Origin of the sequence: Rufibacter sediminis, from assembly GCF_014269285.1 — a bacterium.
In the GTDB taxonomy this organism is placed as follows: Bacteria; Bacteroidota; Bacteroidia; order Cytophagales; family Hymenobacteraceae; genus Nibribacter; species Nibribacter sediminis.
The window spans coordinates 85235-111929 of the sequence record NZ_JACOAF010000041.1; the positions used below are offsets into that span (position 1 = coordinate 85235).

Annotated in this window: 20 protein-coding genes; 16 read left to right on the forward strand and 4 right to left on the reverse strand. The window is 53.6% G+C overall.

Features of this window, described 5'->3' with window-relative positions:
- Positions 1 to 16 precede the first annotated feature (16 nt).
- The 4 genes from H7U12_RS16535 (at position 17) to H7U12_RS16550 (ending at position 4484) form a co-directional block, all read left to right on the forward strand.
- A complete protein-coding gene (locus tag H7U12_RS16535; protein WP_186640045.1) occupies positions 17 to 952 on the forward strand; it encodes a bifunctional metallophosphatase/5'-nucleotidase in 936 nt (311 codons plus the stop codon).
- Positions 953 to 1047: 95 nt separating this feature from the next.
- Entirely contained in the window at positions 1048 to 2472 is a 1425-nt protein-coding gene (gene dnaA / locus H7U12_RS16540; protein WP_186640047.1) for a chromosomal replication initiator protein DnaA, read from the forward strand.
- 21 nt (positions 2473 to 2493) lie between these two features.
- Positions 2494 to 2943, forward strand: a complete 450-nt coding sequence (locus H7U12_RS16545) for an RrF2 family transcriptional regulator (protein WP_186640049.1) — start codon at positions 2494 to 2496, stop codon at positions 2941 to 2943.
- Positions 2944 to 3845: 902 nt separating this feature from the next.
- Entirely contained in the window at positions 3846 to 4484 is a 639-nt protein-coding gene (locus tag H7U12_RS16550; RefSeq protein ID WP_186640051.1) for a peroxiredoxin, read from the forward strand.
- Positions 4485 to 4612: 128 nt separating this feature from the next.
- Here H7U12_RS16550 and H7U12_RS16555 read toward each other — a convergent pair whose 3' ends face one another.
- Both H7U12_RS16555 and H7U12_RS16560 read right to left on the reverse strand, forming a co-directional pair.
- Entirely contained in the window at positions 4613 to 5110 is a 498-nt protein-coding gene (locus H7U12_RS16555; RefSeq protein ID WP_186640053.1) for a hypothetical protein, read from the reverse strand.
- A gap of 63 nt (positions 5111 to 5173) precedes the next feature.
- A complete protein-coding gene (locus H7U12_RS16560; RefSeq protein ID WP_186640055.1) occupies positions 5174 to 5608 on the reverse strand; it encodes an OsmC family peroxiredoxin in 435 nt (144 codons plus the stop codon).
- A gap of 431 nt (positions 5609 to 6039) precedes the next feature.
- On the opposite strand from H7U12_RS16560, the gene H7U12_RS16565 reads away from it, so the two are divergent.
- From H7U12_RS16565 to H7U12_RS16590, 6 genes are all read left to right on the forward strand, one after another.
- A complete protein-coding gene (locus H7U12_RS16565; protein WP_186640057.1) occupies positions 6040 to 7539 on the forward strand; it encodes a GH3 auxin-responsive promoter family protein in 1500 nt (499 codons plus the stop codon).
- Positions 7540 to 7622: 83 nt separating this feature from the next.
- On the forward strand, positions 7623 to 8939 hold the full coding sequence (locus tag H7U12_RS16570) for a hemolysin family protein (protein ID WP_186640059.1): 1317 nt from the start codon (positions 7623 to 7625) through the stop codon (positions 8937 to 8939).
- A gap of 258 nt (positions 8940 to 9197) precedes the next feature.
- The gene (locus tag H7U12_RS16575; protein ID WP_186640061.1) at positions 9198 to 10352 is read left to right on the forward strand and encodes a 1-deoxy-D-xylulose-5-phosphate reductoisomerase; all 1155 of its coding nucleotides are present in this window, start codon (positions 9198 to 9200) and stop codon (positions 10350 to 10352) included.
- 81 nt (positions 10353 to 10433) lie between these two features.
- Positions 10434 to 11747, forward strand: coding sequence for an RIP metalloprotease RseP (rseP, locus tag H7U12_RS16580; protein ID WP_186640063.1), 1314 nt, complete (start codon positions 10434 to 10436; stop codon positions 11745 to 11747).
- Between the two features lie 95 nt (positions 11748 to 11842).
- Positions 11843 to 12355: a DUF6702 family protein gene (locus H7U12_RS16585; RefSeq protein ID WP_186640065.1), complete on the forward strand. Its 513-nt coding sequence runs from the start codon at positions 11843 to 11845 to the stop codon at positions 12353 to 12355.
- A 301-nt stretch (positions 12356 to 12656) separates the two neighbouring features.
- A complete protein-coding gene (locus H7U12_RS16590; protein ID WP_206683942.1) occupies positions 12657 to 13463 on the forward strand; it encodes a hypothetical protein in 807 nt (268 codons plus the stop codon).
- Between the two features lie 1032 nt (positions 13464 to 14495).
- On the opposite strand, the gene H7U12_RS16595 is transcribed toward H7U12_RS16590, so the two are convergent.
- On the reverse strand, positions 14496 to 16484 hold the full coding sequence (locus H7U12_RS16595) for an OmpA family protein (protein WP_186640067.1): 1989 nt from the start codon (positions 16482 to 16484) through the stop codon (positions 14496 to 14498).
- A 195-nt stretch (positions 16485 to 16679) separates the two neighbouring features.
- On the opposite strand from H7U12_RS16595, the gene lon reads away from it, so the two are divergent.
- The 6 genes from lon (at position 16680) to H7U12_RS16625 (ending at position 24746) form a co-directional block, all read left to right on the forward strand.
- Positions 16680 to 19178, forward strand: a complete 2499-nt coding sequence (lon, locus tag H7U12_RS16600) for an endopeptidase La (protein ID WP_186640069.1) — start codon at positions 16680 to 16682, stop codon at positions 19176 to 19178.
- Positions 19179 to 19202: 24 nt separating this feature from the next.
- Complete coding sequence (gene porQ / locus H7U12_RS16605) at positions 19203 to 20249, forward strand: type IX secretion system protein PorQ (RefSeq protein ID WP_186640071.1); 1047 nt, start codon at positions 19203 to 19205, stop codon at positions 20247 to 20249.
- 380 nt (positions 20250 to 20629) lie between these two features.
- The gene (gene hslU / locus H7U12_RS16610) at positions 20630 to 22036 is read left to right on the forward strand and encodes an ATP-dependent protease ATPase subunit HslU (RefSeq protein ID WP_186640073.1); all 1407 of its coding nucleotides are present in this window, start codon (positions 20630 to 20632) and stop codon (positions 22034 to 22036) included.
- Between the two features lie 218 nt (positions 22037 to 22254).
- The gene (locus tag H7U12_RS16615; protein ID WP_186640075.1) at positions 22255 to 22986 is read left to right on the forward strand and encodes a hypothetical protein; all 732 of its coding nucleotides are present in this window, start codon (positions 22255 to 22257) and stop codon (positions 22984 to 22986) included.
- Positions 22987 to 23111: 125 nt separating this feature from the next.
- Positions 23112 to 23840 carry an SDR family NAD(P)-dependent oxidoreductase gene (locus H7U12_RS16620; RefSeq protein WP_186640077.1) on the forward strand — a complete coding sequence of 243 codons (729 nt, stop codon included), beginning with the start codon at positions 23112 to 23114 and terminating at the stop codon, positions 23838 to 23840.
- A gap of 114 nt (positions 23841 to 23954) precedes the next feature.
- Complete coding sequence (locus H7U12_RS16625) at positions 23955 to 24746, forward strand: S1/P1 nuclease (RefSeq protein WP_186640079.1); 792 nt, start codon at positions 23955 to 23957, stop codon at positions 24744 to 24746.
- Positions 24747 to 25222: 476 nt separating this feature from the next.
- On the opposite strand, the gene H7U12_RS16630 is transcribed toward H7U12_RS16625, so the two are convergent.
- Positions 25223 to 26296, reverse strand: coding sequence for a hypothetical protein (locus H7U12_RS16630; RefSeq protein ID WP_186640081.1), 1074 nt, complete (start codon positions 26294 to 26296; stop codon positions 25223 to 25225).
- Positions 26297 to 26695 lie beyond the last annotated feature (399 nt).

Genomic DNA, 26695 nt, shown 5'->3' on the forward strand with positions numbered 1-26695 from the left:
CTTCAAATTGAAAAAGATGAATCGTCGCGATTTTATAAAGAACACGGTGGCCGGAACGGCTGGTCTGGCGGTGTTGGGGCTGCCGAGTTTGGGGAATGCGGCTGCTGCTCCCATCAAACTCACCATCTTACACACCAATGACATGCACTCCCGCATTGACCCGTTCCCCAATGATGGGCGCAAGAACGGCGGTATGGGCGGCATGGCCCGTAGGGCTACGCTGGTGAAGCAGATCAGGGCGCAGGAGCCCAACGTGCTGCTGCTGGACGCCGGCGATATCTGGCAGGGAACGCCCTATTTCAACTTTTTCGGGGGCGAGCTGGAGTACAAGCTCATGACCCAGATGGGCTATGACGCCGCCACGCTGGGCAACCACGACTTTGACAACGGACTGGAAGGGCTGCAGAAGCAGCTGCCGCACGCCGGTTTTCCGTTCCTCATCGCCAATTATGATTTTACAGACACTATCCTCAAAGATCGGTTCAAACCCTACAAAGTCTTCGTGAAGGAAGGCGTGCGCGTGGGCGTATTCGGGTTAGGGATTCAGTTGGCCGGTTTGGTAGCCGATAATCACTATGCCGGTACCAAATACTTAGACCCGGTGGCCACGGCCCAGAACATGGTGCAGACGCTGCGGGAAAAAGAGAAGGTAGACCTGGTGATCTGCCTGTCACACCTCGGCTACTCGTATGAGTACGACAAGATTGATGACCGTAAGCTGGCCCGGCAAGTAAGCGGCATCGACCTGATCATTGGCGGGCACACCCACACGTTCCTGGACGAGCCGGAGAAAGTCACCCACGCAGACGGGCACGTGACGCTGGTGAACCAGGTGGGCTGGTCGGGCATCAACCTGGGCCGCATAGATTTTACCTTCCATCGGAAAAACAAGGCAAAAACGGCTACAACGGCTTCTGTGCTCCCTTTGAATGACCGTGTTATAATTTCGTAATCTTCAAGTTTTTTTCTCTCAAGTTTTTTTCCATTTTTGTACCCCCCTGAAAAATTCGTCACTCAACAAAAGCGGGATTGGAAGAAGCGATGTTAATGGTAAAAGACTGTACAACCGTCTGGCATAACTGTTTACAGGTTATCAAAGACAACATAGGCGAGCAGAGCTACAAAACGTGGTTCGAGCCGATCGTGCCCTTGTCTTTGGCCGGAAACGTACTCACAATACAGGTGCCCAGCCAGTTCTTCTACGAGTGGCTGGAGGAGCACTATGTGGGTCTGCTCAAGAAAGTAGTGTTCCAGGAACTGGGCAGCGAAGGCCGCCTGGAGTACTCCATCATTGTAGACCAGGGCAATGACCACAGCAAACCGCAAACGGTTAACATTCCCACTAAAAAGGTTCCTACGGCGGTAGCCAACTCGTACCGCCCGGAGCAGAGTTTCCTGAAGAACCCGTTTGAGTCGAAAGCCATTGACCGGCACTTCTTCAACTCGCAGCTGAACCAGAGCTATACTTTTGAGAACTACATTGAGGGCGACTGCAACCGTCTGGCGCGCTCGGCGGGTTACGCGGTGGCCAACAAACCCGGTACCACGTCTTTCAACCCCTTGATGGTGTATGGCGGCGTAGGTTTGGGTAAAACCCACCTGGTGCAGGCCATTGGCAACCACATCAAGAGCAACAACCCAGACAAGTTCGTCCTGTACGTGTCGTCAGAGAAGTTCGTGAACCAGTTCATTGAGTCGTTGAAAACGAACAACGTGCAGGATTTCGCCAACTTCTACCTGCTGGTGGACATCCTCATCATTGACGATGTGCAGTTCCTGAGCGGTAAGGAGAAGACCCAGGAGATGTTCTTCCACATCTTCAACCACCTGCACCAAAGCGGCAAGCAGATTGTGATGACCTCAGACTGTCCGCCGCGAGATTTGAAAGGCCTGGAAGAGCGGCTGTTGTCCCGCTTCAAGTGGGGTTTGACCGCCGATTTGCAGAGCCCAGACTTTGAGACCCGCATGGCCATCATCTACAAAAAGATGCAGTCAGACGGCATTCACATCCCCGATAACGTGATTGAGTACCTGGCCTACAGCGTGGATACCAACGTGCGGGAACTGGAAGGGGTGTTAATTTCGTTAATTGCACAGTCCTCCTTGAACCGCAAAGAGATTGACCTGGAATTGGCGAAAGCGGCCCTGAAACACATCATTGAAGATGTGGAGACTGAGGTGAACCTGGACTTTATCCAGAAAACCGTGGCCGAGTACTTCCAGGTGAGTTTAGATTCACTCAAAGCCAAGACCCGCAAGAAAGAGATTGTGACGGCGCGCCAGGTGGCCATGTACTTCGCGAAGGAGTACACCAGCCACTCGCTCAAGTCCATCGGGTACCATTTTGGGGGCCGCGACCATTCAACGGTGATTCACTCGGTGCAGACGGTTTCAGACCTCATCGATACCGATAAAAAATTCAAGGCTTCCATTCAGGAGCTGCAGAAGAAGTTCAAGGTGAAGGCGGTTTAAATAACGCGTTTTCTCTAACATATGATTTCAAAAAAGGCCAAGTACGCCCTCAAAGCACTTCTTTATTTGGCGAAGCAGCATGACCGTGGTCTGGTGCTGATCTCTGAGATTGCCGCCGCAGAGCGCATTCCGCGCAAGTTCCTGGAAGCCATTCTGGTGGATTTAAAGGTGCAGCAGATTGTGCAGAGCACCCGAGGCAAGAACGGCGGCTACACGCTGGTGAAAGACCCGGCCCAGATCTCGGTGGGCAACGTCATCCGGATGGTAGACGGTCCCCTGGCCCCCGTGCACTGCGTAAGCCACCTGTATTACCGCAAATGCGAAGAATGCGTGGACGAGGCCACCTGCGAGATCCGCCTGCTCATGAAACGCGTGCGGGATGCCACCTGCGATATTCTGGATACCACCTACCTCGCCGATTTCTCCAAAGTCACCGCCTTGGTAGTGGAGAAAGAAGCCAATCAGATTTAAAGCGGTTTTAATAAATCAGAGCTGTCTGCCGTTTCGGGACTGTTTTTTGAAAACAGCCCCGAAACGGCAGTTTCGTTTGCAGCCTGTTCAGCTTCTGGTTTTTCTCTTTGAACTGAAATACTTCTCCTCCTCTTTCAGGCTCCCTTTCTGAAAAACGCTTCCAAAGTGCAGTGTCCCCCTTTGAAGGGGGTAGGGGGATGACTTCTGGTGTTTATCTTGTTTATTTTTGAATGGACATCTGCCGATGTTGCTTGCTGTCTCGCCGGTGTTAGTGTCTCTGCCGTCGTTGGTGTTCTCACCAACGACTTCAACTACCTCTCAGATTAGCTATCCGCTTTTGCTCTCTACTTCCTTTTTGCCAAGCCTCAGGGCTGCAGATGCGCTCTGTGGGCGTTTGTCAGGTTGATCCTTGCTGTTCAACCTAACCAAAAGAATCAAGAAGCCTCAAACTCGCTGACGCTCGAACAGTGAGGCTTCAGTTAGGTACAACCTGTTAAAAGCCTTCTGTTGCATAGGGAGCGTTGGCCGTTGCTGCTGGTGATGTTCTTGCGTGCGGCAGGTCGTGCCTCGGCCTCACGTAGGCCTTCGTGCCGCCCTGCCGCAGGGGCTTGTATGTTGAAGGGTGCTATGCATTACTTCACTGGGCAGGAAAGTAGAACTTGAGTTGATTTTTCCTTTGTGTCTTTAACTGCGAATATTCTGGTTGGGGAAGGATTTTCTTAGAAGCTTGGCAAGTTTCTGCAAGTTTAGTTGTATTTCCAGTAATTGGTTTCTTTATTTGTCTACTTCATCTATAGAGTTTATAAAGCCTTGTTGCTGTTTTGGCTCTGTTTTGCTCGTCTAAACAGGAGGGAGGATGAAGGAACAGATTGGAATCTATTCTCAAATCAAAAGATAAAACCATGGCATTACGATTAGGCGACATCGCTCCTGATTTCACGGCGGAAACCTCAGAAGGCACTATTCACTTTCACGAATGGATGGGCGATGGCTGGGCTGTGTTATTCTCGCACCCACGGGACTATACCCCGGTTTGTACCACCGAGCTGGGTGCCGTGGCCCGCATCAAAGACGAGTTTGACCGCCGCGGCGTGAAAGTGGCCGCCCTGAGCGTAGACCCCATTGACTCGCACCACGGCTGGATTCAGGACATCAACGAGACGCAGAACACCACGGTGAACTTCCCCATCATCGCGGACCCAGACCGGAAAGTGTCTGACCTGTATGACATGATTCACCCCAACGCCAGCGATACCTTCACCGTGCGCAGCGTGTTCATCATCGGGCCAGACAAGAAAGTGAAGCTGATCTTCACCTATCCGGCCTCCACGGGACGTAATTTCGCCGAGATCCTGCGCGTGATTGACTCGTTGCAGTTAACCGCCAACCACAGCGTGGCCACGCCCGCGAACTGGGAAAACGGTCAGGATTGTGTGATTCTGCCCTCGGTGAAGCAGGAAGAAGTAGAAGCCAAGTTCCCCAAAGGGCACGTGGTGGTGAAGCCTTACCTGCGGCTGACCCCCCAACCCAACCTGGACTAAGCGTTTTAAGCCTCCTTTCCAGTTTTTAAGCTAAAAGGAACGGGCCTAAAACAGAATCGGCCATTCTCTACAGAGAATGGCCGATTCTGTTTTAGGCCCGTTTTCAGGAAAAGACGCGGAAAGCGGGTTTAACGCCGCGCTGAAACCGAGGTGTCGGTGACCGGGATGGCGTGTTTGTCGGCTACTTCCATCAGTTTGGCTTTGGCAATCTGCTGCCCTTTGCGGCTACTGATGAGTTTGAGGTTCACCAGGCACTTGCTGCCGTCCCGCATCGTGAAACGGGCCTGGGCGTTGTTCAGGCTGATGCCCAGCACATCTTGCAGGTGAATGGCCACTTTCTTCTTGAAATGTCCCCGTTTCTCCACCACGTACGCCGGGGTGATCTCCAGGTAAGACTGCTGCCCGAACACAGACGTGTTCTGCGCCAGAATGAACAGCAGGTAGCCGAAGGCCAGAATCAGGAAGACATAATGGATGAAGTGGCGGTCGTTGGTAGAGGAATCCGGTTCCGTGAAAATAAGGAACAACCCGTAGGTCATCCACAGCAATACCAGGGCCAACTGCACCCCGAAGGAAATTTTATGGTCACGTGATGGCCGTAACCCAACTCTAGCCAATGATCTCATGCAATACTGTTATTGGACAAAGATAGTGAAAATTTAATACCCGGTCCTGCGGGGGCTACCGGATTAAGCGCCTTTGAGCGTAGCGGTGAGGGTCATCTCCGGTACAGAGGCCAGGGCTCTGGAGATAGGGCAGCCTTCTTTCGCTTTCTGCGCCAGTTCCTGCAGTTCATCGTTGGACAGGCCGGGGGCTTCCACCTCGGTGGTCAGGTCGATCTTCCGGATGTAGGGGCCGTTGTCCTGGCCCAGATGCACCTTCGCCTGCGTTCTCACGGAAGTAGCGGTTTTTCCCGCGCCTTCCAGCAGGCTGCTCAGGAACATGGAGAAGCAACCCGCGTGGGCGGCGCCTACCAGTTCCTCGGGGTTGGTGCCGGTCACGTCTTCCTCAAAGCGAGAGCCAAAAGAGTAGCGCGCATCCAGCGTGCCGCTTTGGGTGGAAACTGTTCCTTTTCCGCTTTTCAGGCCGCCTTCCCAGACGCCTGTACCAGTGTTATTTGCCATAGTCTTGGTAGATTTGGTTTGTTTATCCCTCAAGTTACTGGAAAAAAGCAGATTTGGTTCTCTCCGGCCGTATGCCCAAGGATACCAGCCGCCGCGTGCTTTTCTGGCCGATGCGGGAAATATCAAATCTCTCTCGTGCAGAATAGGCCCCATGTTTTCAGGCCGATTTTCTGAAACGATGCTCAAAACACGCGGGAGCCGATCTTCCTCCGGCGGACGCGAAGCCCAAATTCTGAGGGGAGAAGAAGCGTACGATAATCGCTTTCGGGCTGTTTAGCGGAAAACAAGCCAGAATCGCGGCTGCTCCCCTAAGCGAAGCAGAACTTCAAGAAGATTGCTATATTTACTCCCATTCACGTATGGGAACCACGGCAAATGCCAACGTTGCCGAGCCTGATCTTCGCAGTATTTCTTTCTAGCCAATTGACTACATGGGTATAAAAGCGTTCTTGAGTAAACCTTTAGCGGCATGGGTGCATAGCCAGCAGCAAAGCTGGATGGAAAGACCGGCCCAGGCCCAGCAGCAGGTTTTTAAGTCGATCATCGGCAAAGCCGCCAACACGGCCTTCGGGAAAGACCATTATTTCAAGGACATTCAGACCCCCAAGGAGTTCGCCCAGGCGGTGCCCGTGCGCGATTATGAGACCCTGCGGCCGTACTTTGACCGCCTGAAGCAGGGCGAGCGCGATGTGCTGTGGCCCGGCTTGCCGCTGTACTTCGCCAAAACCTCGGGCACTACGTCTGGCACCAAATACATTCCCATCACCCAGGATTCCATTCCCAACCACATCAACGGGGCCAAGAACGCGCTCCTGAACTACATCCAGGAGACGGGCCGCGCCCAGTTTCTGGACGGAAAGCTGATCTTTCTGAGCGGCAGCCCGGTGCTGGAGCAGATTTCGGGCATTAACACGGGGCGCTTGTCCGGGATTGTGAACCACCACGTGCCAGCCTATCTGCGCACGAACCAACTGCCCAGCTATGACACCAACTGCATAGAAGACTGGGAAACCAAGCTGGACGCCATCGTGCAGGAGACCCTGGACCAGCGCATGACGCTTATCTCGGGCATTCCGCCGTGGGTGCAGATGTACTTTGACAAAATCATGGCCCGCACGGGCAAGCAGATCAAAGACGTGTTCCCAGATTTCAACCTGTTTGTGTACGGTGGGGTGAATTTTGCGCCGTACCGGGCCAAACTGTACGAGAGCATCGGGCGCAAGATTGACTCCATTGAGACCTTCCCGGCCTCCGAGGGCTTCATCGCCTTTCAGAACACCCAGGAAGACCCCAGCTTGCTTCTGTTAGCCGACAGCGGCATTTTCTTTGAGTTCATTCCCGCCGAGGAGTACCACCAGCCCAACCCGCGCCGCCTGACCATGGCCGAGGTGAAGACCGGGGTGAACTACGCCCTCATCATCAACAGCAACGCCGGGCTGTGGGGCTACTCCCTGGGCGACACGGTGAAGTTTACCTCGCTCAATCCGCATAAATTGGTGGTGAGTGGCCGCCTGAAGCATTTTATCTCCGCCTTTGGCGAGCACGTGATTGGCGAGGAAGTGGAGGGAGCGTTGCAGGAAGCCATGAAAGAGTTTCCCGAGGTGGCGGTCACCGAGTTTACCGTGGCCCCGTATGTGAGCCAGGGCGATGGTGCCTCTTACCACGAGTGGTTCATCGCTTTTGACACGCCGCCCCACGAACCTGAACGCTTCGCCAAAGCCCTGAACCTGCACCTGCGCCGCCGCAACAGTTATTATGACGACCTGATCTCGGGTAACATTCTGGCTTGTTTGAAAGTGACCGCCCTGCCCCCAGATGCCTTTCAGCAGTACATGAAGCGGCAAGGCAAGCTGGGCGGCCAGAACAAAGTGCCCCGCCTGAGCAATGACCGGGCCCTGGCAGAGGGTTTATTGGAGGTTTGCAGCCTTTAAACCGGCGTTTTCGTTAGGCGATTACACGCTGCCACACCCTTCCGCGTTATCAAAGCACTTTCTGTAGATTGAAAACCCTGTAAATGGAAATACTCATCATCCTTATCCTTACGCTGCTCAACGGGTTTTTCGCCCTTTCAGAAATTTCCATCATCTCAGTGAAGAAAAGCCGGATTGAGCGCAAAGCCCAGGCTGGCAGCAGCAGTGCCAAAACCGTGCTGCAACTCCTCGCCGAGCCGGAAGATTTCCTTTCGGCGGTGCAGGTGGGCATTACACTCATCGGGATTGTGTCCGGGGCGTACGCGGGGGCGGCTTTGTCAGATGACATGTACCGTTTGCTGGTGCAGGTGCCGTTTCTGGCTCCGTACGCCAGTGCGCTCTCCATTGTGCTGGTCATCGGGCTGATCACGTATTTCTCCATTGTGGTGGGCGAACTCATCCCCAAGACGCTGGCCCTGGGCAACAGCGAACGGATTGCGCTGGCGGTGGCGCCCATCATCAAGGTATTTACCACGCTCACGCTGCCGCTGGTGAAATTGCTGTCGGTGTCTACCAACGTGGTGATCAAGCTGCTGGGGGTGAAAGATCCGCCGGAGGAGCAGCTGTCTGAGGAGGAGTTGCGGCAAATCATTAAGACGGCGGGCAAGCAGGGCGTGCTGGATAAAGACGAGAGTGACCTCCACCAGAACATCTTCAACTACTCGGCGCAGCGCGCCCGCGACCTGAAAACCCACCGCATGGACGTGGAATGGATCAACCTGCAGGATTCTATAGAGGTGATCAAGGAAAAACTGCAGCGCAGCGTGCACTCCCGGTTTCCGGTGTATGATACCGTGTATGAGAAAGTAGTGGGCGTGCTCACCTCCCGCGATTTCTATGAGAACCTGCTGGGTAAGAACCTGCCGCTCAAGAGCATTCTGCTGGAACCCCTGTTCATTCCCGAGACCATGTACGCCCACGCCGTCCTGAATTTGTTTCGGCTGCGCAAGCAGTACCTGGGCATTGTGGTAGATGAGTTCGGCTCTGTGGAAGGCATTCTCACGCTGCATGACATCCTGGAAGCCATTGTAGGCGACATTCCGGATACCGATGAACTGGCCGAGCCGCTGGTGGTGCGCCGTGACCAGCACTCGTTCCTGGTGAGTGGTTCCATTCCCGTACGCGAGCTGAACAAGAGTCTGAAAAAGAAGCTGCTGGAAGAAAAGTCCCCGGATTTCGCCACGCTGGCCGGTTTTGTGATCCAGCACCTGGGCCGTCTGCCCGAGGTGGGGGAGAAGTTTGCTTACCGAGATTTCAGTTTTGAGGTGGTAGACATGGACGGCATGAAGATTGACAAACTCATTGTGCAGGCGCTGACTGCCCCTGCGGGAGCAACCTCCGGAAACCCGCCAGTCGCTTAATCTCACCGGTTTGTCGCTCTAAAGCTGGGTTGATAGAACGGGTAGAAAACATTGGCTGGCCTGGAGGGTTACAGCCAGGTGAAAGGCGACGGTTTAGGGCCCCTTTTTTGAAAAACAGCCCCACAACAGAGAAAGCTATGCCCACGAGAGGCGTTTTACGGGACGGGTTTGGGCTTGGCAAGTGAAGAACTGCAAAGAAACTGCTGTTTTTCACCTAATTTCGCAAAAGTAGCCTCAAAACGGCTTCAAGAAGATTACATGAAGAAAAGAATAGCCATTCTTGGCTCTACGGGTTCCATTGGCACGCAGGCGTTGGAAGTGATACAGGCGCAGCCGCAGGCGTTTGAGGTGGAGGTGCTTACGGCCCATTCCAACGCCAATCTATTGATCAGCCAGGCCATCGCCGTGCAGCCCAACGCGGTGGTGATCACGCAGGAAGATCTATACGAGCAGGTGCGCAACGCGCTGGCGGCCCATCCCATCAAAGTATACGCGGGCATGAACGCCGTGAACAGCGTGGTGCAGATGGACACCGTGGACATTGTGCTCACCGCCATGGTGGGTTACGCGGGCCTGCAACCCACCATCAAAGCCATTGAGGCCGGCAAAACCATCGCCCTGGCGAACAAAGAAACCTTGGTGGTGGCCGGGCAGCTCATCACCCAACTGGCCCGTGAGAAAGGCGTGAACATCTATCCGGTAGACTCTGAGCACAGCGCGATCTTCCAGTGCCTGACCGGCGAGTTCCACAACCCCATTGAGAAAATTATCCTGACCGCCTCGGGCGGGCCGTTCCGGGGCAAGAACCGGGAGTTTCTGCAAACAGTCACCAAAGCGCAGGCCCTGAAGCACCCCAACTGGGAGATGGGTGCCAAAATCACCATTGACTCGGCGTCGCTCATGAACAAAGGGCTGGAGGTGATTGAGGCCAAATGGCTGTTCGGGCTCAGGAACGACCAGATAGAAGTAGTGGTGCATCCGCAATCTATCGTGCATTCGCTCGTTCAGTTTGAGGACGGTTCATTAAAGGCCCAGATGGGCTTGCCTGACATGAAGCTGCCCATCCAGTACGCCCTGAACTACCCAAACCGTTTGAAATCTGATTTTCCGCGCTTCAACTTCCTGAACTATCCGCAACTCACCTTTGAGCAACCTGATCTGGAGACGTTCCGCAATTTAGGATTGGCCTTTGCCGCCATGGAGAAAGGCGGTAACGCGCCCTGTATCCTGAACGCGGCCAACGAGGTTGCGGTGGCGGCTTTCCTGCGCGACGAGGTGGGCTTTTTGGAGATGTCTGACCTCATTTCTGACTGTCTCGCTAAAGTTGCGTATATTGCCGAGCCTTCTTTGGATGACTATGTGCAAACCGACCGGGAGGCCCGCCAACTAGCGTTACGCTTGCTACAGACGTAATCTTTACCCAACACATTTGACAGATAAACGACCGGGGCAGCGCATGCTGTTGCCTTGGCACAGACCTTATAAACACAGTAGATGGAAGCATTAGTAATGGCTGGCCAGTTAATTCTGGGCCTGACCATCTTGGTAGGAATACATGAGTTAGGCCACATGCTTACGGCCAAATGGTTTGGGATGCGCGTAGAGAAATACGCCATCGGGTTTCCGCCCAAACTGGTAAGCAAACAGGTAGGAGAGACCGAGTACATGATTGGCATGATCCCGCTGGGCGGCTTCGTGAAGATCTCGGGCATGATTGACGAGTCCCTGGACACGGCTACCCTCAACCAGGAGCCGGAGCCGTGGGAGTTCCGGGCCAAACCGGCCTGGCAGCGCCTCATTGTGATGATGGGCGGCATTATCTTCAACGTGATCACCGGTATCCTCATCTTCGCGGCCCTGACGTATATCTACGGCGAGAGCTACCTGCTGGCCAAAGACGTGAAGTACGGCATTGTCACCAACGAGGTGGGCAAGCAAATGGGCCTGCGCGACGGCGATAAGATTGTGGCCATCAACGGAAAGCCGCTGGTGGAGTTCAATGACGTTTACAGTCCCGATGTGTTGCTAGGTCAGAACGGTTCTTACACGGTAGAGCGCGACGGGCAGCAGGTACAGGTGCCGGTGCCGTCCAACCTCATCGACAAACTCGCCGATAACGACAAAGTAGGCTTCATTAATGCCCGGGAGCCGTTCGCGGTGAAATCCATCAAGGCGAAAACCCCGGCCGCGGCCGCCGGTTTGCAAGCCGGAGACCGCATCACCAAGATCGGCGAGAAGCCGGTTCAGTTTTACCACGAAGCCACTCAGGAACTGCAGAAAAACAAAGGCAAGACCATTGCGCTGCAAGTGGAGCGGGCCGGCCAGCCTAAAACTTTGAAACTGACCGTAGACGAAGACGGCACCATCGGGTTCTATCCAGAGCCCTTGCTGCCCCGCGCCACCCGTGAATACAGCCTGTTGGGCGCTATTCCGGTAGGGGCGGAGAAAGCGTTCTCTGTGATCACCACCAACATCAAAGGCTTCGCGAAGATTTTCCGGGCCGAGGTTTCTCCTTCCAAAGCATTGAGCGGCCCTATTGGCATCGCGCAGATCTTTGGCGGTAACTTCTCCTGGATTAACTTCTGGGCCATCACGGCCATGCTGTCCATGGTGCTGGCCTTCATGAACTTCCTGCCCATTCCGGCCTTGGACGGTGGTCACGTGATGTTCCTGACCTATGAGATCATCTCGGGCCGCAAGCCTTCAGACAAGTTTCTGGAAAATGCCCAGAAAGTAGGCATGGTCTTGTTGTTGGGTTTGATGGGATTCGCTATCTTTAACGACTTCTTTAAGTTGTTATTCAACTAGTTAGTGCCGCGTAAAAGATTCTGTTGATAAAAAAATGCCGGAGAAGACGCAAGATAACTGCGTCTTTCTCTGTTTGATGGGTAGAAGTAAAAACGATGATGAAAAGAGCAGTTGGTTCTGGATTTTGGCTGGCCCTGCTGGTAGGTTTCTTGCTCCCGGCCGTCGCCTGGGCGCATGAGTTCCACACCAGCATTACCGATGCCCGGTACAACCCCAAGAACCAGACCTACGAGTTGTCTGTGCGCGTCTTCGCCGATGACCTGGAGGAAGCCCTCACCCGCCGCCATAAAACCACCATCCGGCTAGACCGTTCTGAGCGCGTGAACAAACTGATGGCCGAGTACCTGCAAACGCACCTGGCCATCTCCTCGGTGAAAGGCACCCGGGCTACCCAGAAATTCATTGGCGCGCAGGAAGAGGCCGATGCTATCTGGCTGTACCTGGAAATCCCCGCCGGAAAAGTGCCCGCCGGGCAACTGTGGGTCCAGAACGCCCTCCTGATGGAGATTTTCGATGACCAGACTAATATCTTGAACCTGGAGATAGCCGGCAAAAAACGTTCGGTGCTCTGTCGCGTTGGTGAAACCCAACACACCGTGTCCCTCTGATTTTTTCTGAGAAATACCTGAGACGGCTGTAGGGGTTTACTTGGCCATCAGTATCTTTCTATGGGGTTGCAGCAGGTGCGGGATATGGAAATTAGGAAAGGTGAGAGCCTTGTATTGAAAAAGGAACCAAGTCGGCTACCCGCAGAGCGATCCAAGAGAAGGCGCTTTTATGTCTCTTTTGGACGGGTAGATTACAAGAAGGATGCTGTTTTGTCTCGCTGAGGAGCTGGGAAGAAGGGACGGGGAGACAGTGAATGTAAATTGATAGTACTACTTTATGAGAAAAAGCTTTCTACGCGTAATGGGTTTATTGGTAGGGTTAGGAGCCAGCAGCTGTTCCTCGGTGTACATGCCCAATGTGCCCAATACCCCCATGCTCACGTCTAAAGGGGAATTAAGTACCAGCGGGCACATCACCCTGAAAGGAAACGCCAGTTTCAACTCTGCTTACGCCGTCACTGATCACGTGGGCGTGCTGCTCAGCGGCGCCATGATGAACAATGACAACAAGAAGAAAGACTTCCGCCATAATCTACTGGAGGCGGGCGGCGGCTACTTCACCACCTTCGGACCCAACCAGAACCGCGTGCTGGAGGTGTATGCCGGCCTGGGCTACGGCAGCAGCGACAGAACCTACAAAGACAAAACGTCGGAAGGGCTCACCACCTATGACCGCCAGGAGACTAGCTTCAATAAATATTTCCTGCAGGTCAACTACTCCTCCAAGAAGAAGCGGATGCTGAAGCTGTTCGGGAATGAGCACTTCCTGAACTACGGCACGGCGCTCCGGCTAAGCTACGTGAATATGAGTGAGTTCGTACGAAATGATATCAAGCAGCCCACCGAGGACAACATCTTCTTTGAGCCCATCTTCTACACCCGTATGTCCCTGACGCCTTCCATCCAGCTCCAGTACACCAGCGGCAGCAATTTCGGGTTGAAGAACCGGGACTTTATGACGGCTGGTAACTCGGTGTTCAGTATTGGGTTTATCGTGAACGTAGGCGGCAGAAAACTGAAGCAAGACGCTCCCCGGCCAGAAGACAGAACGCCGGCACTGCCCTCTATTCCTAAATGGAACAAGAAAGGGAATACCATTAAGTTGTAGGAGCGCTAATCGCAAGAAGGTATTTCCAGTTGAAGTGTTTCAGGGCTGTTTTCTCAAAAAGAGCCTTGAAACACTTTTTCATTTTTGTAGTGGTAAGGGAGATGGGGGATTTTACCGTTGTAGGAACTTCGTGCATTTTCCTTTTATGATGAGTTTACTTCCATAGCTTTCTCTTCTACTTGTTTAGCTCCTTCTATTACTTTCTATGGTGCGGAAGTTACTTCCGTGCCTTTCCTTCTTTTCGAGTTGCTACTCCGTCCGCCGTTGTTGGTGTTCTCACCAACATCCAAGTGAACTTCCCTTAAGCAAAGATTCCCCCTTTGAAGGGGGCGAAGGGGGATGTTTACACCTGTTGATCCACTTTCTTTCCGCCTTTGCTCTTCATTTCCCTCCTCCCAAGCCATGAGGCTGCAGATGCGGCCTGCCCGCGTTTGTCACTTTTCTCCTGGATGAGAAAAGTAACCAAAAGAATCATGAAGAAAAGAAACTCGCTGACGCTCAGACAGTCTTTTCTTCACTTGTTATGACACCTGGTGAAAGCCTTCTGTTTCATAGCGAGCGTAAGCCGTTGCTGCTGGTGACGTTCTTGCTTGCACCTCCTCTGCACTGGGCTACGCATGCGGCCCAGTGCAGAGGAGGTGTATGTAATCGCCTCACTTCAGAACCGCAGCAATGCCTGTAGCGTCCTATGGACGGAGATGAATGTCTGTGTGCTGACTGGTTTCGCTCGCCTTTGTTGGTGTTATCACCGACAACTAAGATGGCGGATCAATTGCTCAAATTCCCCAGCTCGGAGGGGTAGGGGTGGTTCATCTTCTCCATAGTTCAAGTTTCTACCTTGGAACTGCTATGCGCCGAAATTTGCCAACGGGGAGGCGTTAACCTCAGGAAAACGTTGCTGATAAACCAACGCCAGGGAACCTCCAAATGAAACAGCCCTACTCACTAAGAGAGTAGGGCTGTCTGATGTTTTCGGGCCGTTTTCTGAAAAGTAGTCTTGAAACGTTAATGCAAGAATCACTTCAAAATTGATTACCAGTCTCCGCCGCCGGTGCCTGCGTCTTTGGGTTTGATCAGTTTGAATTCCACGCGACGGTTTACGGCGCGGTCTTCCAGGGTTAGTTCCGGTTTAATGGGTACTGAGCTGCCTTTGCCGATGGCGTCTATGCGGCCGGTGGCCAGGTTGCCCTTGCTTTCCAGGTACTTCTGGATGGAGACCGCCCGCCATTGGGAGAGTTCCAGGTTGGCAGTGGGGTCGCCGCTGCTATCGGTGTGGCCTTCAATGCTGAGGCGTACCTGCGGGTGATCCACTAAAAACAGCACAATGCGGTCCAGGGTGGGTTTCATGTCTTCCTTGATCTCGGCCTTGCCTTCGTCAAATTCCAGGTTCTTGAAGATCAGCGGGATGCTGTAGTCAATAAGGCTGGTCATGATCTTCATCACGGTGTCTTCCTTCAGGTTGATTTCCTTTTCAATGGAGAAGAAATCGGAGCTCTGGATGAGCATCATGTAGCGGCTGTTGTCAATGAGATCAAAGTCAAAGGAGCCGTCTTCGCGCAGGTATTTGGAGGCGACTTCAATGCCGTTGTCCAGGTCAATGATGGAGATAATGCCGTTGAGGGGCTTGTTGGTGGTAGAGTCCATCAGAACGCCCGTGAGTTTGGTCACCGCCAGCGGATGCGCCTCCATGGGCAGCGGGAACGAATACAGATCCAGGTTCTTGAGGTCGGTTGGCTCTGAGCGCGCGTAGTACAGGTTGGTGGAGTTGGCGTTGATGGTGAAGTAATACTCGCTGCCTTTGCCGTTCACCAGCGGGCCGATGTTGCGCGGCTCCTGCCAGTTCCCGTTAAGCCGATAGGCCTTGTAGATATCAAAGTCCCCGAAGTTGAGCAACTGCCCGCGTGAGCTGAAATACAGCACCTGGTACAGCGGGTGGAAGTACGGGCTCACCTCACTCTCGCGGGTGTTCACGATAGGCCCCAGGTTCTGCGCAGGCATCCACTGGCCGTTTTTGCCTTTGTGGGTGAAGTAAATATCGCTCATGCCAAAGCCGCCCAGGCGATCAGAGGCAAAGTAGAGGGTGTCTTCCTGCGGCGAAAGCGTGGGTTGTGAGTCCCAAGCCTTGCTGTTCACGTTGGCACCCAGGTTCTTGAGGTGCCCCCAGGAGCCGTCGGCCAGGCGGGTGGCCGAGTAGAGATCGCAGTTGCCCAAGCCATCGGGGCTTTCGCAACGGGCGAAGTACAGGGTGTTGCCATCGCGGCTGAGGCAGGCCGAGCCTTCGTTGTAAATGCTGTTGATGGGCTTGCCAAAGGACTCGCCTTCGTGCCAGAAACCGTTCTCAAAGCGGGAGAAGTACAGGTCCTCATCGGTGCCGGTGGCTTTCACGCCCTTGCGGCGCGAGGTGTAAATGAACAGTTCCTCGTCTGATCGCACGGCCGGGCCGTAATCCTCGGCTTTGGAGTTGATGGCGTCTCCCATGTTGGTGTACACGCCCCGCGGCGGCTTGAATGTCGCCACTGACTTGCGGTACTCCACCAGCTCATAGTAATACTGCAGCGGTACGTACAGGTCTTTGTTTTTCTTTTCCAAAGAGTCATAGTACTGCTGCACCTGCCTGATGTCGGTGCGGTGGTGTTTCAGGACCAGCCGGTAGTACGCCACCGCTTTGTCACGTTGCCCCAGCCGTTCGTAGAGTTGTCCCAAACGCCAGAGAAGTTTTGTATCTTTATAGAAATTTTCAATCCCGAAGTTGCCCACGTACTCGGTCAGCAGCGGAAGCACCTTGTCCCAGGCCTTCTTCTTCTCCAGTTTCAGGATGGTCTCGTACTTGGACTTATGATAGTAGTAGGGTACCCGGTTGATGTTAGGAAAATGCAACACGGGTTCGGCCTCCGGGGCTTTTTTGCGGAGCGAGTCCGTCACCGGCCGTTGTTTCAGGCGCAGGGTAGGCTTGGTTTGCCCCACCGCGGAGAAACCGATAAACGAAAACAGAAGAAAAAGTAAAAATCCAGTACGCAACATAACAGAAAGGGCACCTGAAAAGCATTATTTCAATATGCAGTACCAAATGTAGCTTTTTCTGTGATGAAATTATCCCTCTTCTATAGAATTCGGGCGATATATTGGCATAGGACTTGACAAGTATATATATTAAAGCCAAACAACACAACCGACGGGAGGATTGCTGTCAAATTGGCATCCTCAGAGACACGACGTATGAATTATACCCAAGAGAACTTACTCCAGCAACTCATGTTGTCCGATTTATCTGACGATGGCAATGGCGATATCATCTCCATTATCACCTCAGAGCTAGACGACGCCGAGGGCGCTGAAAAGAATAACCCAGAATCCCTGCCCCTTTTGCCCGTTAGAAACACCGTGTTGTTTCCGGGCGTGGTGCTGCCCATCACCGTTAGCCGGAAAAAATCGGTGCGGTTGGTGCGCAAAGCTTACCGGGGCGACAAAACCGTGGGCGTGGTGGCCCAGAAGAACATGTCAGCCGAGGAGCCTAGCCCAGACGATCTGTTTGAGGTAGGCACCATGGCCAAAATCCTGAAGATGCTGGTGCTGCCCGACGGCAATACCACCATTATCATTCAAGGGCAGAGCCGTTTCAAGATTGAAGAGGTAACCCAGGAAGATCCGTTCATGGTGGCCAAGGTTTCCTATTGCCCTGAGACCTTCCCCAACCAGAAAAGCAAGGAGGTAAAAGCCCTGGTGGAGTCATTGCAGGAGGCGGCCGCTAAAATCCTGAAACTCAATCCCGAGATTCCGCAGGAAGCGCAGGTGGCCTTGGACAACATTGACAGCCCTTCGTTTCTGACCCATTTTCTGTCTTCCAACATCAACGCCGAAGTAGCCCAGAAGCAGAAACTGCTGGAGATCAACGATGGCGTGGAGCGCGGCACCACCTTACTGCAACTCATGATGCGTGAGATCCAGATGCTGGAAATCAAGCAGGAAATCCACTCCAAAGTCCACACCGACATTGACGAGCAGCAGCGTGATTATTTCCTGCGCCAGCAGATCAAGGTGTTGCAGGACGAACTGGGCTTGGACGGCCCGGAGCAGGAAGTGGAGAAAATGCGCGCCACGGCCGCCAAGAAAAAGTGGCCCGAAACCGTTGCCAAGCATTTCAGCAAGGAACTGGACAAACTGAGCCGCCTCAACCCGCAGGCCGCTGAGTATCCTATTTCCCTGAACTACTGCGAATTCCTGCTGGATTTGCCCTGGAGCGATTATACCAAAGACAACTTCAACCTGAAGCGCACCAAAAAGATCCTGGACGCCGACCATTACGGGCTGGAAAAGGTGAAGGAGCGCATTCTGGAGTACCTGGCCGTGCTCAAGCTGAAAAACGACATGAAGGCGCCTATCCTGTGCCTCTACGGACCTCCGGGCGTGGGAAAAACCTCGCTGGGCCGTTCCGTGGCCAAAGCCTTGGGCCGGAAATATGTGCGCATCGCTTTGGGCGGCGTACGCGACGAGGCCGAGATCCGTGGCCACCGTAAAACCTACGTGGGTGCCATGCCGGGCCGCATCATCAGCCAGATCAAGAAAGTAAGCTCCTCCAATCCGGTCATGATCCTGGACGAGGTAGATAAACTGACTTCTGATTTCCGGGGAGATCCGTCTAGTGCGTTGCTGGAGGTGCTGGACCCTGAGCAGAACCATACCTTCGTGGACAATTACCTGGAGGTAGAGTATGACCTGTCTAAAGTCCTGTTCATCGCTACGGCGAACTCCTTGGAGACCATTCACCCGGCTCTGCGTGACCGGATGGAGATCATCGAGGTGACCGGCTACACCGTGGAGGAGAAAACCGAGATCGCGAAGCGTCACCTCATCCCCAAGCAGAAGGAAGATCACGGCTTGCAGCCCAAGGACGTGGCGTTCTCTACGGCCGCCATCCAGAAAGTGATTGAAGATTATTCCCGCGAGTCGGGCGTGCGGAACCTGGAGCGCAAATTAGGCGCGGTCATCCGGAACATTGCCAAATCCAAAGCTATGGAAGAGGAGTGGCCCGCTAAACTGGAGCCGAAGGACGTGGTGCGTATCCTGGGTCCGGAGATCTTTGACAAAGAACTGTACCAGGACAACGAAACCGCGGGCGTGGTGACGGGTCTGGCTTGGACCTCGGTGGGCGGCGATATTTTATTTATTGAATCGTTGCTGAGTCGCGGCAAAGGCAAGCTGACCCTGTCGGGGCAGTTGGGCGATGTGATGAAGGAATCTGCCATGACGGCGGTTTCTTACCTGCGCGCCCGTGCCGATGAACTGGGCATTGACTACCGCCTCTTTGACCAGTACGACCTGCACATCCACTTCCCCGAAGGCGCCGTGCCCAAAGACGGGCCCAGCGCCGGAATCGCCATCTTTACGTCCATCGCCTCGGTGTTCACGCAACGCAAGGTGCGGTCGCATCTGGCCATGACCGGCGAGATCACGCTGCGCGGCAAAGTATTGCCGGTAGGTGGTATCAAAGAGAAGATTCTAGCCGCAAAACGGGCGGGCATCAAAGACGTGATTCTGTGCCAGAAGAACCGCAAAGACGTGAACGAGATCTCGGCGCACTACATTGAGGGGCTGAACATCCACTATGTAGACCGCGTGGACGAGGTGTTGGATTTCGCGCTCTTACCGGAGAAAGTGAAGAAACCACTGGACCTGCGGGTCCGCGAGGAAGCGGTTCCGGCCAGAGCCGAGAGCTGATTTTAGCCTGTTTTCAGAAAAACGATGCAGAAACGCCTTTTCCTTTTGGGTCTTTTGTCTGTTGCCTTTGTGCAACTGGCCTTTGCCCAAGTGGGAGGGCGTTCTGTGTTTCGGTTCCTGGATGTGCCCACGCATGCGCGCGTGGCGGCCTTGGGCGGCGTAAACGTTTCTTCGGGTTTGGAGGATGTGAACGCCGTGACGGCCAACCCGGCGCTCATGCATGGCAAAACGGATAATCACCTGGGCCTCACTCACCTGAATTACCTGTCAGATGTCAGTCAGAACAACCTGAATTACACGTTGGAAAGCAGCCGCTGGGGTCGCAACGCTATTGGCGTGCAGTATCTGGACTATGGTTCGTTCACCCAGACCAACGAGGCCGGGGTAGAGGAGGGAAGCTTCAAGGTGCGGGATTACGCGTTTAGCTTGTCGCACGCGGCTACTATTGAGGTTTTTACCCTGGGGGCCACGGCCAAAGTGGCGGTTTCCAGCATTGCCGGAAACCAGGCGGTGGCGGCGTTGATCGACCTGGGCGGAACCTTCAAGCACCCGGAGCGGGATTTTGTGGTGGGATTGGCCATCAAGAACCTGGGCGTGATGCTGAAACCCTATGACGGCGCTGAACGCGAAGACATGCCGCTGGACATCCAGCTGGGCGCCAGCTACAAACCCGAGCATGCGCCGTTCCGGCTGTCGCTCACGGCGCACCAACTGCAACGCTTTGACATTGTCTACCTGGACCCCGACAAGCCCGGTACCATCAACGAGAACAACGAGGAGGTAAAGGAAAAGAAAACCTTCGGGGACAAGCTGGCCCGGCACTTTGTGGTGGGCGGCGAGTTTATTCTGGGTCCGGGATTTCAGCTGCGGGGCGGCTACAACCACCTCCGCCGGAAAGAACTGGTGGTGGAGAACGTAGGCGGCATGGCGGGCTTTTCGTTCGGGGCCTCGGTGAAAGTGCACGCGTTTCGGTTTGAGTACACTTATGCCAAGTATCACGTGGCGGGAGCCAGCAATTACCTCACCCTCAACACAGACCTGAACCGGTTTCTGAAGAAGAAGCTGGATTGATGTGAAGATGTGGAAATTTGGAGATGTGTGGATGGGAAAATGTGCGAATAACCCTCCCCAACTGTCATCCTGAAAGGATCTTGTGGGCGAACTCGGAAGGCGCCTCCCAGCGGTAGAGAACTGGAAGATATGTAATGCTTCCGTTTAGGAGCCGATTTCTGCAAAACAGGTCTAAATCAGGCGTGTTTTTCAACGAAGAGCCATTGAAGCAAGGTGATCACCAACAACTTTTCACCTACCCCGTTAACGCAGGTAAGTGCCAGACAAAAGAAGATTTGATAAATAAACCGGTGTTTCACCGTTAGAACAAGATAATTCAGTTTTATGGAGGAGCCGCTCCAGTTCATCTAAGCGCTCTTTCTCTCAATTATTCCATACCTATGTTAGATCCAAGCAAGTATTTAACCCCCAGCCAGATTGTAGCCGAGTTAGATAAATATATCATTGGGCAGCAGGACGCCAAAAGGAACGTAGCTATAGCGTTGCGGAACCGCTGGCGCCGGATGCACGCTGATCCTGAGATGCAGAAGGAGATCGTGCCCAACAACATCCTCATGATTGGCGCCACCGGGGTGGGGAAAACCGAGATCGCGCGCCGGCTGGCCAGCATCGCCGATGCCCCTTTCACCAAAGTGGAGGCCTCTAAGTTCACCGAGGTGGGCTACGTGGGCCGCGACGTGGAAAGCATGGTGCGTGACCTGGTAGAGCAGGCCGTGAACATGGTGAAAACCCGCAAGAAAGAAGAAGTGAAACAACAGGCCGCCCTGGTGGTGGAAGAGGTGATCCTGGATGCGCTCATCCCGCCCATCAACCAGCCGGGCAACCGCGACATGGTGGGCTTTGGCGGCAACAACCACACCTCCTCAGACATGCCTGATAGCGACCTGGAACTGAATGAGCGCACCCGTGAGCGGTTTCGGCAAAAAATCCGCAACGGTGAGCTGGAAGACCGCAAGATTGACATCAAGGTGTCGCAGAATCCTTCTTCCGGCGTGGGCGTGGTGGGACCGGGCATGGACGAGATGTCCATGATGAACATCCAGGAGATGATCGGGAACATGATGCCCAAGAAAACCAAGAAGCGAAAAGTGACCATCGCCGAGGCCCGCAAACTGCTGCTGGAGGAAGAAGCCGCCAAGCTCATTGATATGGACGAGGTCAAAGAAGAAGCGATTCAGAAGGCCGAAAACGCGGGCATCATCTTCATTGACGAGATTGACAAAGTAGCCAGCTCCAGCAACAAGGGCGGCGGCGGCCCGGACGTGAGCCGCGAAGGCGTGCAGCGTGACCTGTTGCCCATCGTGGAAGGCAGCACCGTGAACACCAAGTACGGCGTCATCAAAACCGACCATATTCTGTTTATTGCCGCCGGGGCGTTTCACGTGGCCAAACCCTCCGATCTAATTCCGGAGTTGCAGGGCCGTTTCCCCATCAGAGTGGAACTGCAGAGCCTGAGCAAAGACGATTTCTACCAGATCCTGAAATACCCTAAAAACGCCCTCACCAAGCAGTACGAAGAGCTGCTGAAGGCCGAAGGCGTGGAACTCAGCTTCACGGACGAGTCCCTGCACAAGCTCGCCGAGATCTCCTTCGAGGTGAACGCCGAGGTGGAGAACATTGGTGCCCGCCGCCTGCAGACCGTCATGAGCCGCCTGCTCAACGACATCCTGTTTGAAGTGCCTGACACCATTCCGCCTAACGCGCACCTCATGATCACCCCAGAACTGGTAGAGGAACGCCTGAGAGACATGGTCAAAAACCGCGACCTGAGTCAGTATATCCTGTAAGCAGGAAGTAGTTGTTCCCTGAAAGAACCCACTCATGTCATTCTGAAAGGATCTTGTGGGCGAACTAGAAAAGCTGCCCGCTAGCAGGATCTTTATCGAATGAATCCAAAACAGGAAGAGCCGCTGCCCATTGGGTAGCGGCTCTTCCTGTTTTGGGGCTGTTTTATGAAAAACGGGATGAAACGGCATCATGTCTTTAGTTCGAAACCTCTACAGATATGGATTATAGGTACCTACTAAAGAAATCTACTTTATCATGGGTGGCAATCATGATGCTTGTACTTACAGCTTGTCAAACAGAAAACTCCAAAATGGATCCAGAAGGGAACACAAGTGAGCTTTTTGTCATCGCAGGAGATAGCCGTGATTCATCAGAAATGGTGTATCTGTCTTCGGTTACTATATTTAAGGGCACAGATACCTTGAAAACTGCTGCTTCAGAATTTCCATCATATTATCTATGGCTTGGTAAGTTTGAGAAAGGCAGCTATACTTTATCTTATCGAAATATCTTTGATCAGCCTGTTAGCCAAGTTGTTAAGGCCACAGGTGCTGCTATTGATACGTTAGTTGTCTATGTTGATAAGGCAGATTACACAGATGTGGTTTGCCGCGCCAAAATAGACCGTTTAAAAGAAGGGGAACACTTCACCATCTGTTATACTTCTACAGGATGTGGTCATTTTGAAAGAGATTCTCTGACCATTTATAATGTGAAGGGTAGCTTGATCGCCTATAATAAGTTTAAAGCGGTGTTGTTGTCAAACAAGCAAGTGGAGGCAATTAGGGAATTTGAATATCAAGCTACTCTAATTAAAGGTGGAGGCTGTACAACTGTAGATTCATATCAAATCAAATTTAAAAAGGAGGTAAGCAAATGTGCTGATGGAAGTTGCCGTTGGGAAGGGTTTAAGATGCTAACAAAAAGGCTTTTTAAGAGAAGTACCTGAATAGTAGAAAGGAAACGAACACCATGTGCCCAGATTTGGAGAGAGGATGAAGTCTATACAAACTTTTAGCACTTAGTTTTGCGTATCACCTAATGAATTCCCGTTCCTAATCCCTAATGAACACTATGAACCACTACATCATCACCGGAGCCAGCCGCGGGTTGGGGAAAGCCCTCGCCGAGGCCTTGTTAGAAGACGAGCAGAACTGCGTGGTAGGCGTTTCCCGCCACAGCACCATCCAACATCCCCGCTACCGGCACCAGCCGCTGGATTTTTCAGACATTGCCGGGGTGGAGCATAACCTGCACAAAGTGTTCGCTCCGTTAGACGATGCACAAAAGATAGTGCTGGTGAACAACGCCGGGGTGATCGGCGAAATCGGGTACGTGGGGCAGAGCAAGAGCGAGCATTTCGAGTTCGTATTTGACGTGAACGTGATTGTGCCGGCCATGCTCATGAACATGTACCTGCAAAGCTACCAGCACCGCCAGAACTGCGAAAAAATGATTGTGAACATCAGCTCCGGCGCGGGGCAGAAAGCCAAAGATGGTTGGGCGGCCTACTGCGCCTCCAAAGCCGCGCTGGACATGCTCTCGCAGACGGCGCAGCTGGAGCAGGACCAACTGGGAACCGGCGTGCGGGTATTTTCTCTGTCGCCGGGGCTGATTGACACCGAGATGCAGGAGCAGATCAGGGAAGCCGATGCGGACCAGTTCAGCGGGGTGCAGCAGTTCAGGGACTACAAAACGCAGGGAGCCTTGGTTTCACCGGAGGAGGTTGCCCAGAAAGTCATCCAGCTCATGCGCGAACCCAGCCTAGCCGCGGGCGTGGTGTGCTCAGTCCGGAATTTCTAAGGAGCGTTTTAAGGCCGATTTCCGGAAAACAGGCGAGAAACGGCGGGAAGGTGGGGAAGATGGCTTTTTTGCCCTACTTTTGCATCTTCCTTCTTCTATCCATCTTACACCCGCATGAGCGCTCTAAAAAAACTGCTTGTCATCTGCTTCTTCGTGTACCTGCCCCTCCAGTCCATGGCTTGGGGAATGCTGGGGCACCGCATTGTAGGCGAAATCGCTGACCGTCATATCTCGGCCAAAACCAGGAAGAACATTCAGAAGGTGCTGGGCAACGAGACCATTGCCATGGCCAGCAACTGGCCCGATTTCATCAAGTCAGACCCCAGCTTCAACTACCTGGACACCTGGCATTACATCAACCTGAAAGAAGGCCTGAGCTTTGAACAGGTAGAAAAGCACCTGCACGCCGACACGGCCACCGATGCCTTCACCCGCCTGAACTACCTGATCGCTGAGCTGAAAAAGAAAGACCTGGCCCCCGAGAAAAAACAGATGAACCTGCGCCTGCTCATCCACATCATCGGCGATGTGCACCAGCCCATGCACGTGGGCCGTCCCGAGGATTTAGGCGGCAACCGGGTGCGTCTGGAGTGGTTCAACCAGCCCACCAACCTGCACCGCGTCTGGGATTCCCAACTCATAGAGTACCAGCAGTTGAGCTACACCGAGTACGCCGCCGCCATCAACTTCGCCTCCAAAGACCAGGTGAAAACCTGGAAGAAGCAACTGGCCCCGGTGTGGTTTTTTGAATCGTACCAGATTGCCCAGCAGCTCTACAAAGGCATCACCAAACCCGAGGAGAAACTGAGTTACCGCTACAACTTTGACTATATAGACACCCTGAACCAGCAGCTTCTGAAAGGCGGCATCCGCCTGGCGGGTGTGCTGGAAGAGATCTTCGGGTAATCCTCTATTTAGCTTATCAGCTGTTTTAGGGCTCTTTTCCGAAAACAGGCATAAAGAAAGCGGACACTCTCTTGCAGGGTGTCCGCCTTCTTTATGCTATCATATGTGAGCCTGTTTCGCAACGCAGCAGAAGTGGCAACCCAACTGTGCCTTATGGCCCTAGCTGCCCTTGTTGGTGTTTTCACCAACAAGCCAGACGCAGCCGCCTTTCCGCTTGCTGGTGAAAACACGCAGCAAGGGCGATGAAATCACTTGTCGGCTTTACGGAAGCGGTTCTACTCACATCTTTGTTTCAGGAGCTGTTTTTAGCTCATCACTATCTGACGCAAGCTTCCGTTTATACTGGTGTTTTGGGCTCGTTTTTGCAAAATCGGCCTTAAAACAGGAACCAAGAACCGGTTATAAAACGGCACAAGCCGAGGCGTGCGCCAGAAGGTAGCAGATCGATTTCAGAGGGCTGAGATGACAAAGCCGGTTCATCGTTTCACGTTCAAGGCCCGCAGTTCCTGGTCAATTTTCTGGTTCCACTTTTCCTGGGCCATCCGGTTGAGGCCGTGGTTGGTTTCGCCGTCGTATTGTTTCTGCAGGCGGTCCATTTCCCAGAGCGCCTCCAGGTACTGGTATTTGATGATGCTTTCGTAATCTTCCAAGGTCAGTTTCTCGGGCCGAAGGCGCTGTTTGTAGTGCTCTGACACCAGTTTCAGGATATCGAAGTGGCGCTGCTCGTGGTTGAGGGTGTACTCAGTGCGGGCATCGGGCAGTACTTTGGAAAGGCTCCGGAGGATGTACGGCTTGGTGAAGACCCGCACCTGGATGACGCCATTCTCCACGGTAGACTCAATGTCATTGGAGAGCCCGGGGAAAATGGACGCCGCGTAGTTCTGCGAAATTCGGGAACCACCCTGGAAATCGGACCAGTTCAAGGGCCGGTCGGGGTCGTAGAACAGGGTATCATCGTCCTGGTGCTGCTTGTAATCTTCAAAATGCACCTGAATTTTACGGGCCAGCTTCTCGTTGTGGGCGGCTTCCTGGTCAATCCAGCCGGTGAGGTACCGTAGGGATTCAGACAAGGTTTTCCGGAGGGTGGGTTCTACCGCCGTGGCATTGGTTACCGGACGGGCGTAGCGGGCGCCGCTTTTGTAATTGAACAGGTGCAGTTTCTTGCCCTCGCGCTGTACCTCAAAGGCCGCCGAAATCTGGATCTGGCCTTCCACCCGTCCGCCTGCGGCCGCTTTCTCGGTGACCTGGTATTCCTTCAGGCGCATGATGACGGGCCGGGCCGCCGGATTATGCGAGAAGCTTTCTTTGATGTACTTTTTGATGGCCGTGACGCTGCCGCCCTGCAGGTCCACCGTCTTGGTGACGGCGGCCGGCGTTACCGATGTCACCAGCAGCCCAATGGCTTTGGGGTTCTGCCGCTCATCAATCACATCGGCGATATAAAATTCCTTTGTCTGGAAGGGCAACTGCTCCGATTTGAGCACCAGCGGCTCCTGTTGGCTAACCGGTTGCCCCGCCCCGCTCATCACCAGCGAGAGGGGAATAGTCATAACCAGCAGAGGGAGCCGCTTACGCAGCCGCAGTATAGTTCTTCCCCAGGTTAATGGAGGAAGGAAAGAGAAAAGATTCATTTCTAAAGCAGTGAAAGCCTGCTCCTTTTGAGATAAAGGAGGGTCAGTTCCTGAACATGGCCAGAAAGGGATGGGTTCAACGCAGAACAGGAAAGGATTGAGGAAAACCTTAGGTTGCTGCTTTGGCTTAGAGGAAAAATAATCCTACTTTAGAAGAGGAGTTCCTTGGCAGGCCGGAGACGGTCCTCAGACCCAGATGCGTTGGTGAAATTCACACAACAGTTGTTCCGGGAAAACCATGGTGCCAGACAGAACCTGACGCTCTGGCCAACTGGCGGGGCGTTTTAGGTCGTCTTCTTTTCAGCTTACAGAAACCAC

Coding starts and splice junctions, on each gene's coding strand:
- H7U12_RS16595 (WP_186640067.1), bottom strand. CDS start 16,484: ATGTTGCGTACTGGATTTTTACTTTTTCTTCTGTTTTCGTTTATCGGT.
- H7U12_RS16590 (WP_206683942.1), top strand. CDS start 12,657: ATGGGTTTATTGGTAGGGTTAGGAGCCAGCAGCTGTTCCTCGGTGTAC.
- H7U12_RS16575 (WP_186640061.1), top strand. CDS start 9,198: ATGAAGAAAAGAATAGCCATTCTTGGCTCTACGGGTTCCATTGGCACG.
- H7U12_RS16615 (WP_186640075.1), top strand. CDS start 22,255: ATGGATTATAGGTACCTACTAAAGAAATCTACTTTATCATGGGTGGCA.
- H7U12_RS16585 (WP_186640065.1), top strand. CDS start 11,843: ATGATGAAAAGAGCAGTTGGTTCTGGATTTTGGCTGGCCCTGCTGGTA.
- H7U12_RS16555 (WP_186640053.1), bottom strand. CDS start 5,110: ATGAGATCATTGGCTAGAGTTGGGTTACGGCCATCACGTGACCATAAA.
- dnaA (WP_186640047.1), top strand. CDS start 1,048: ATGGTAAAAGACTGTACAACCGTCTGGCATAACTGTTTACAGGTTATC.
- lon (WP_186640069.1), top strand. CDS start 16,680: ATGAATTATACCCAAGAGAACTTACTCCAGCAACTCATGTTGTCCGAT.
- H7U12_RS16625 (WP_186640079.1), top strand. CDS start 23,955: ATGAGCGCTCTAAAAAAACTGCTTGTCATCTGCTTCTTCGTGTACCTG.
- H7U12_RS16550 (WP_186640051.1), top strand. CDS start 3,846: ATGGCATTACGATTAGGCGACATCGCTCCTGATTTCACGGCGGAAACC.
- hslU (WP_186640073.1), top strand. CDS start 20,630: ATGTTAGATCCAAGCAAGTATTTAACCCCCAGCCAGATTGTAGCCGAG.
- H7U12_RS16560 (WP_186640055.1), bottom strand. CDS start 5,608: ATGGCAAATAACACTGGTACAGGCGTCTGGGAAGGCGGCCTGAAAAGC.
- H7U12_RS16570 (WP_186640059.1), top strand. CDS start 7,623: ATGGAAATACTCATCATCCTTATCCTTACGCTGCTCAACGGGTTTTTC.
- H7U12_RS16535 (WP_186640045.1), top strand. CDS start 17: ATGAATCGTCGCGATTTTATAAAGAACACGGTGGCCGGAACGGCTGGT.
- porQ (WP_186640071.1), top strand. CDS start 19,203: ATGCAGAAACGCCTTTTCCTTTTGGGTCTTTTGTCTGTTGCCTTTGTG.
- H7U12_RS16620 (WP_186640077.1), top strand. CDS start 23,112: ATGAACCACTACATCATCACCGGAGCCAGCCGCGGGTTGGGGAAAGCC.
- rseP (WP_186640063.1), top strand. CDS start 10,434: ATGGAAGCATTAGTAATGGCTGGCCAGTTAATTCTGGGCCTGACCATC.
- H7U12_RS16565 (WP_186640057.1), top strand. CDS start 6,040: ATGGGTATAAAAGCGTTCTTGAGTAAACCTTTAGCGGCATGGGTGCAT.
- H7U12_RS16545 (WP_186640049.1), top strand. CDS start 2,494: ATGATTTCAAAAAAGGCCAAGTACGCCCTCAAAGCACTTCTTTATTTG.
- H7U12_RS16630 (WP_186640081.1), bottom strand. CDS start 26,296: ATGACTATTCCCCTCTCGCTGGTGATGAGCGGGGCGGGGCAACCGGTT.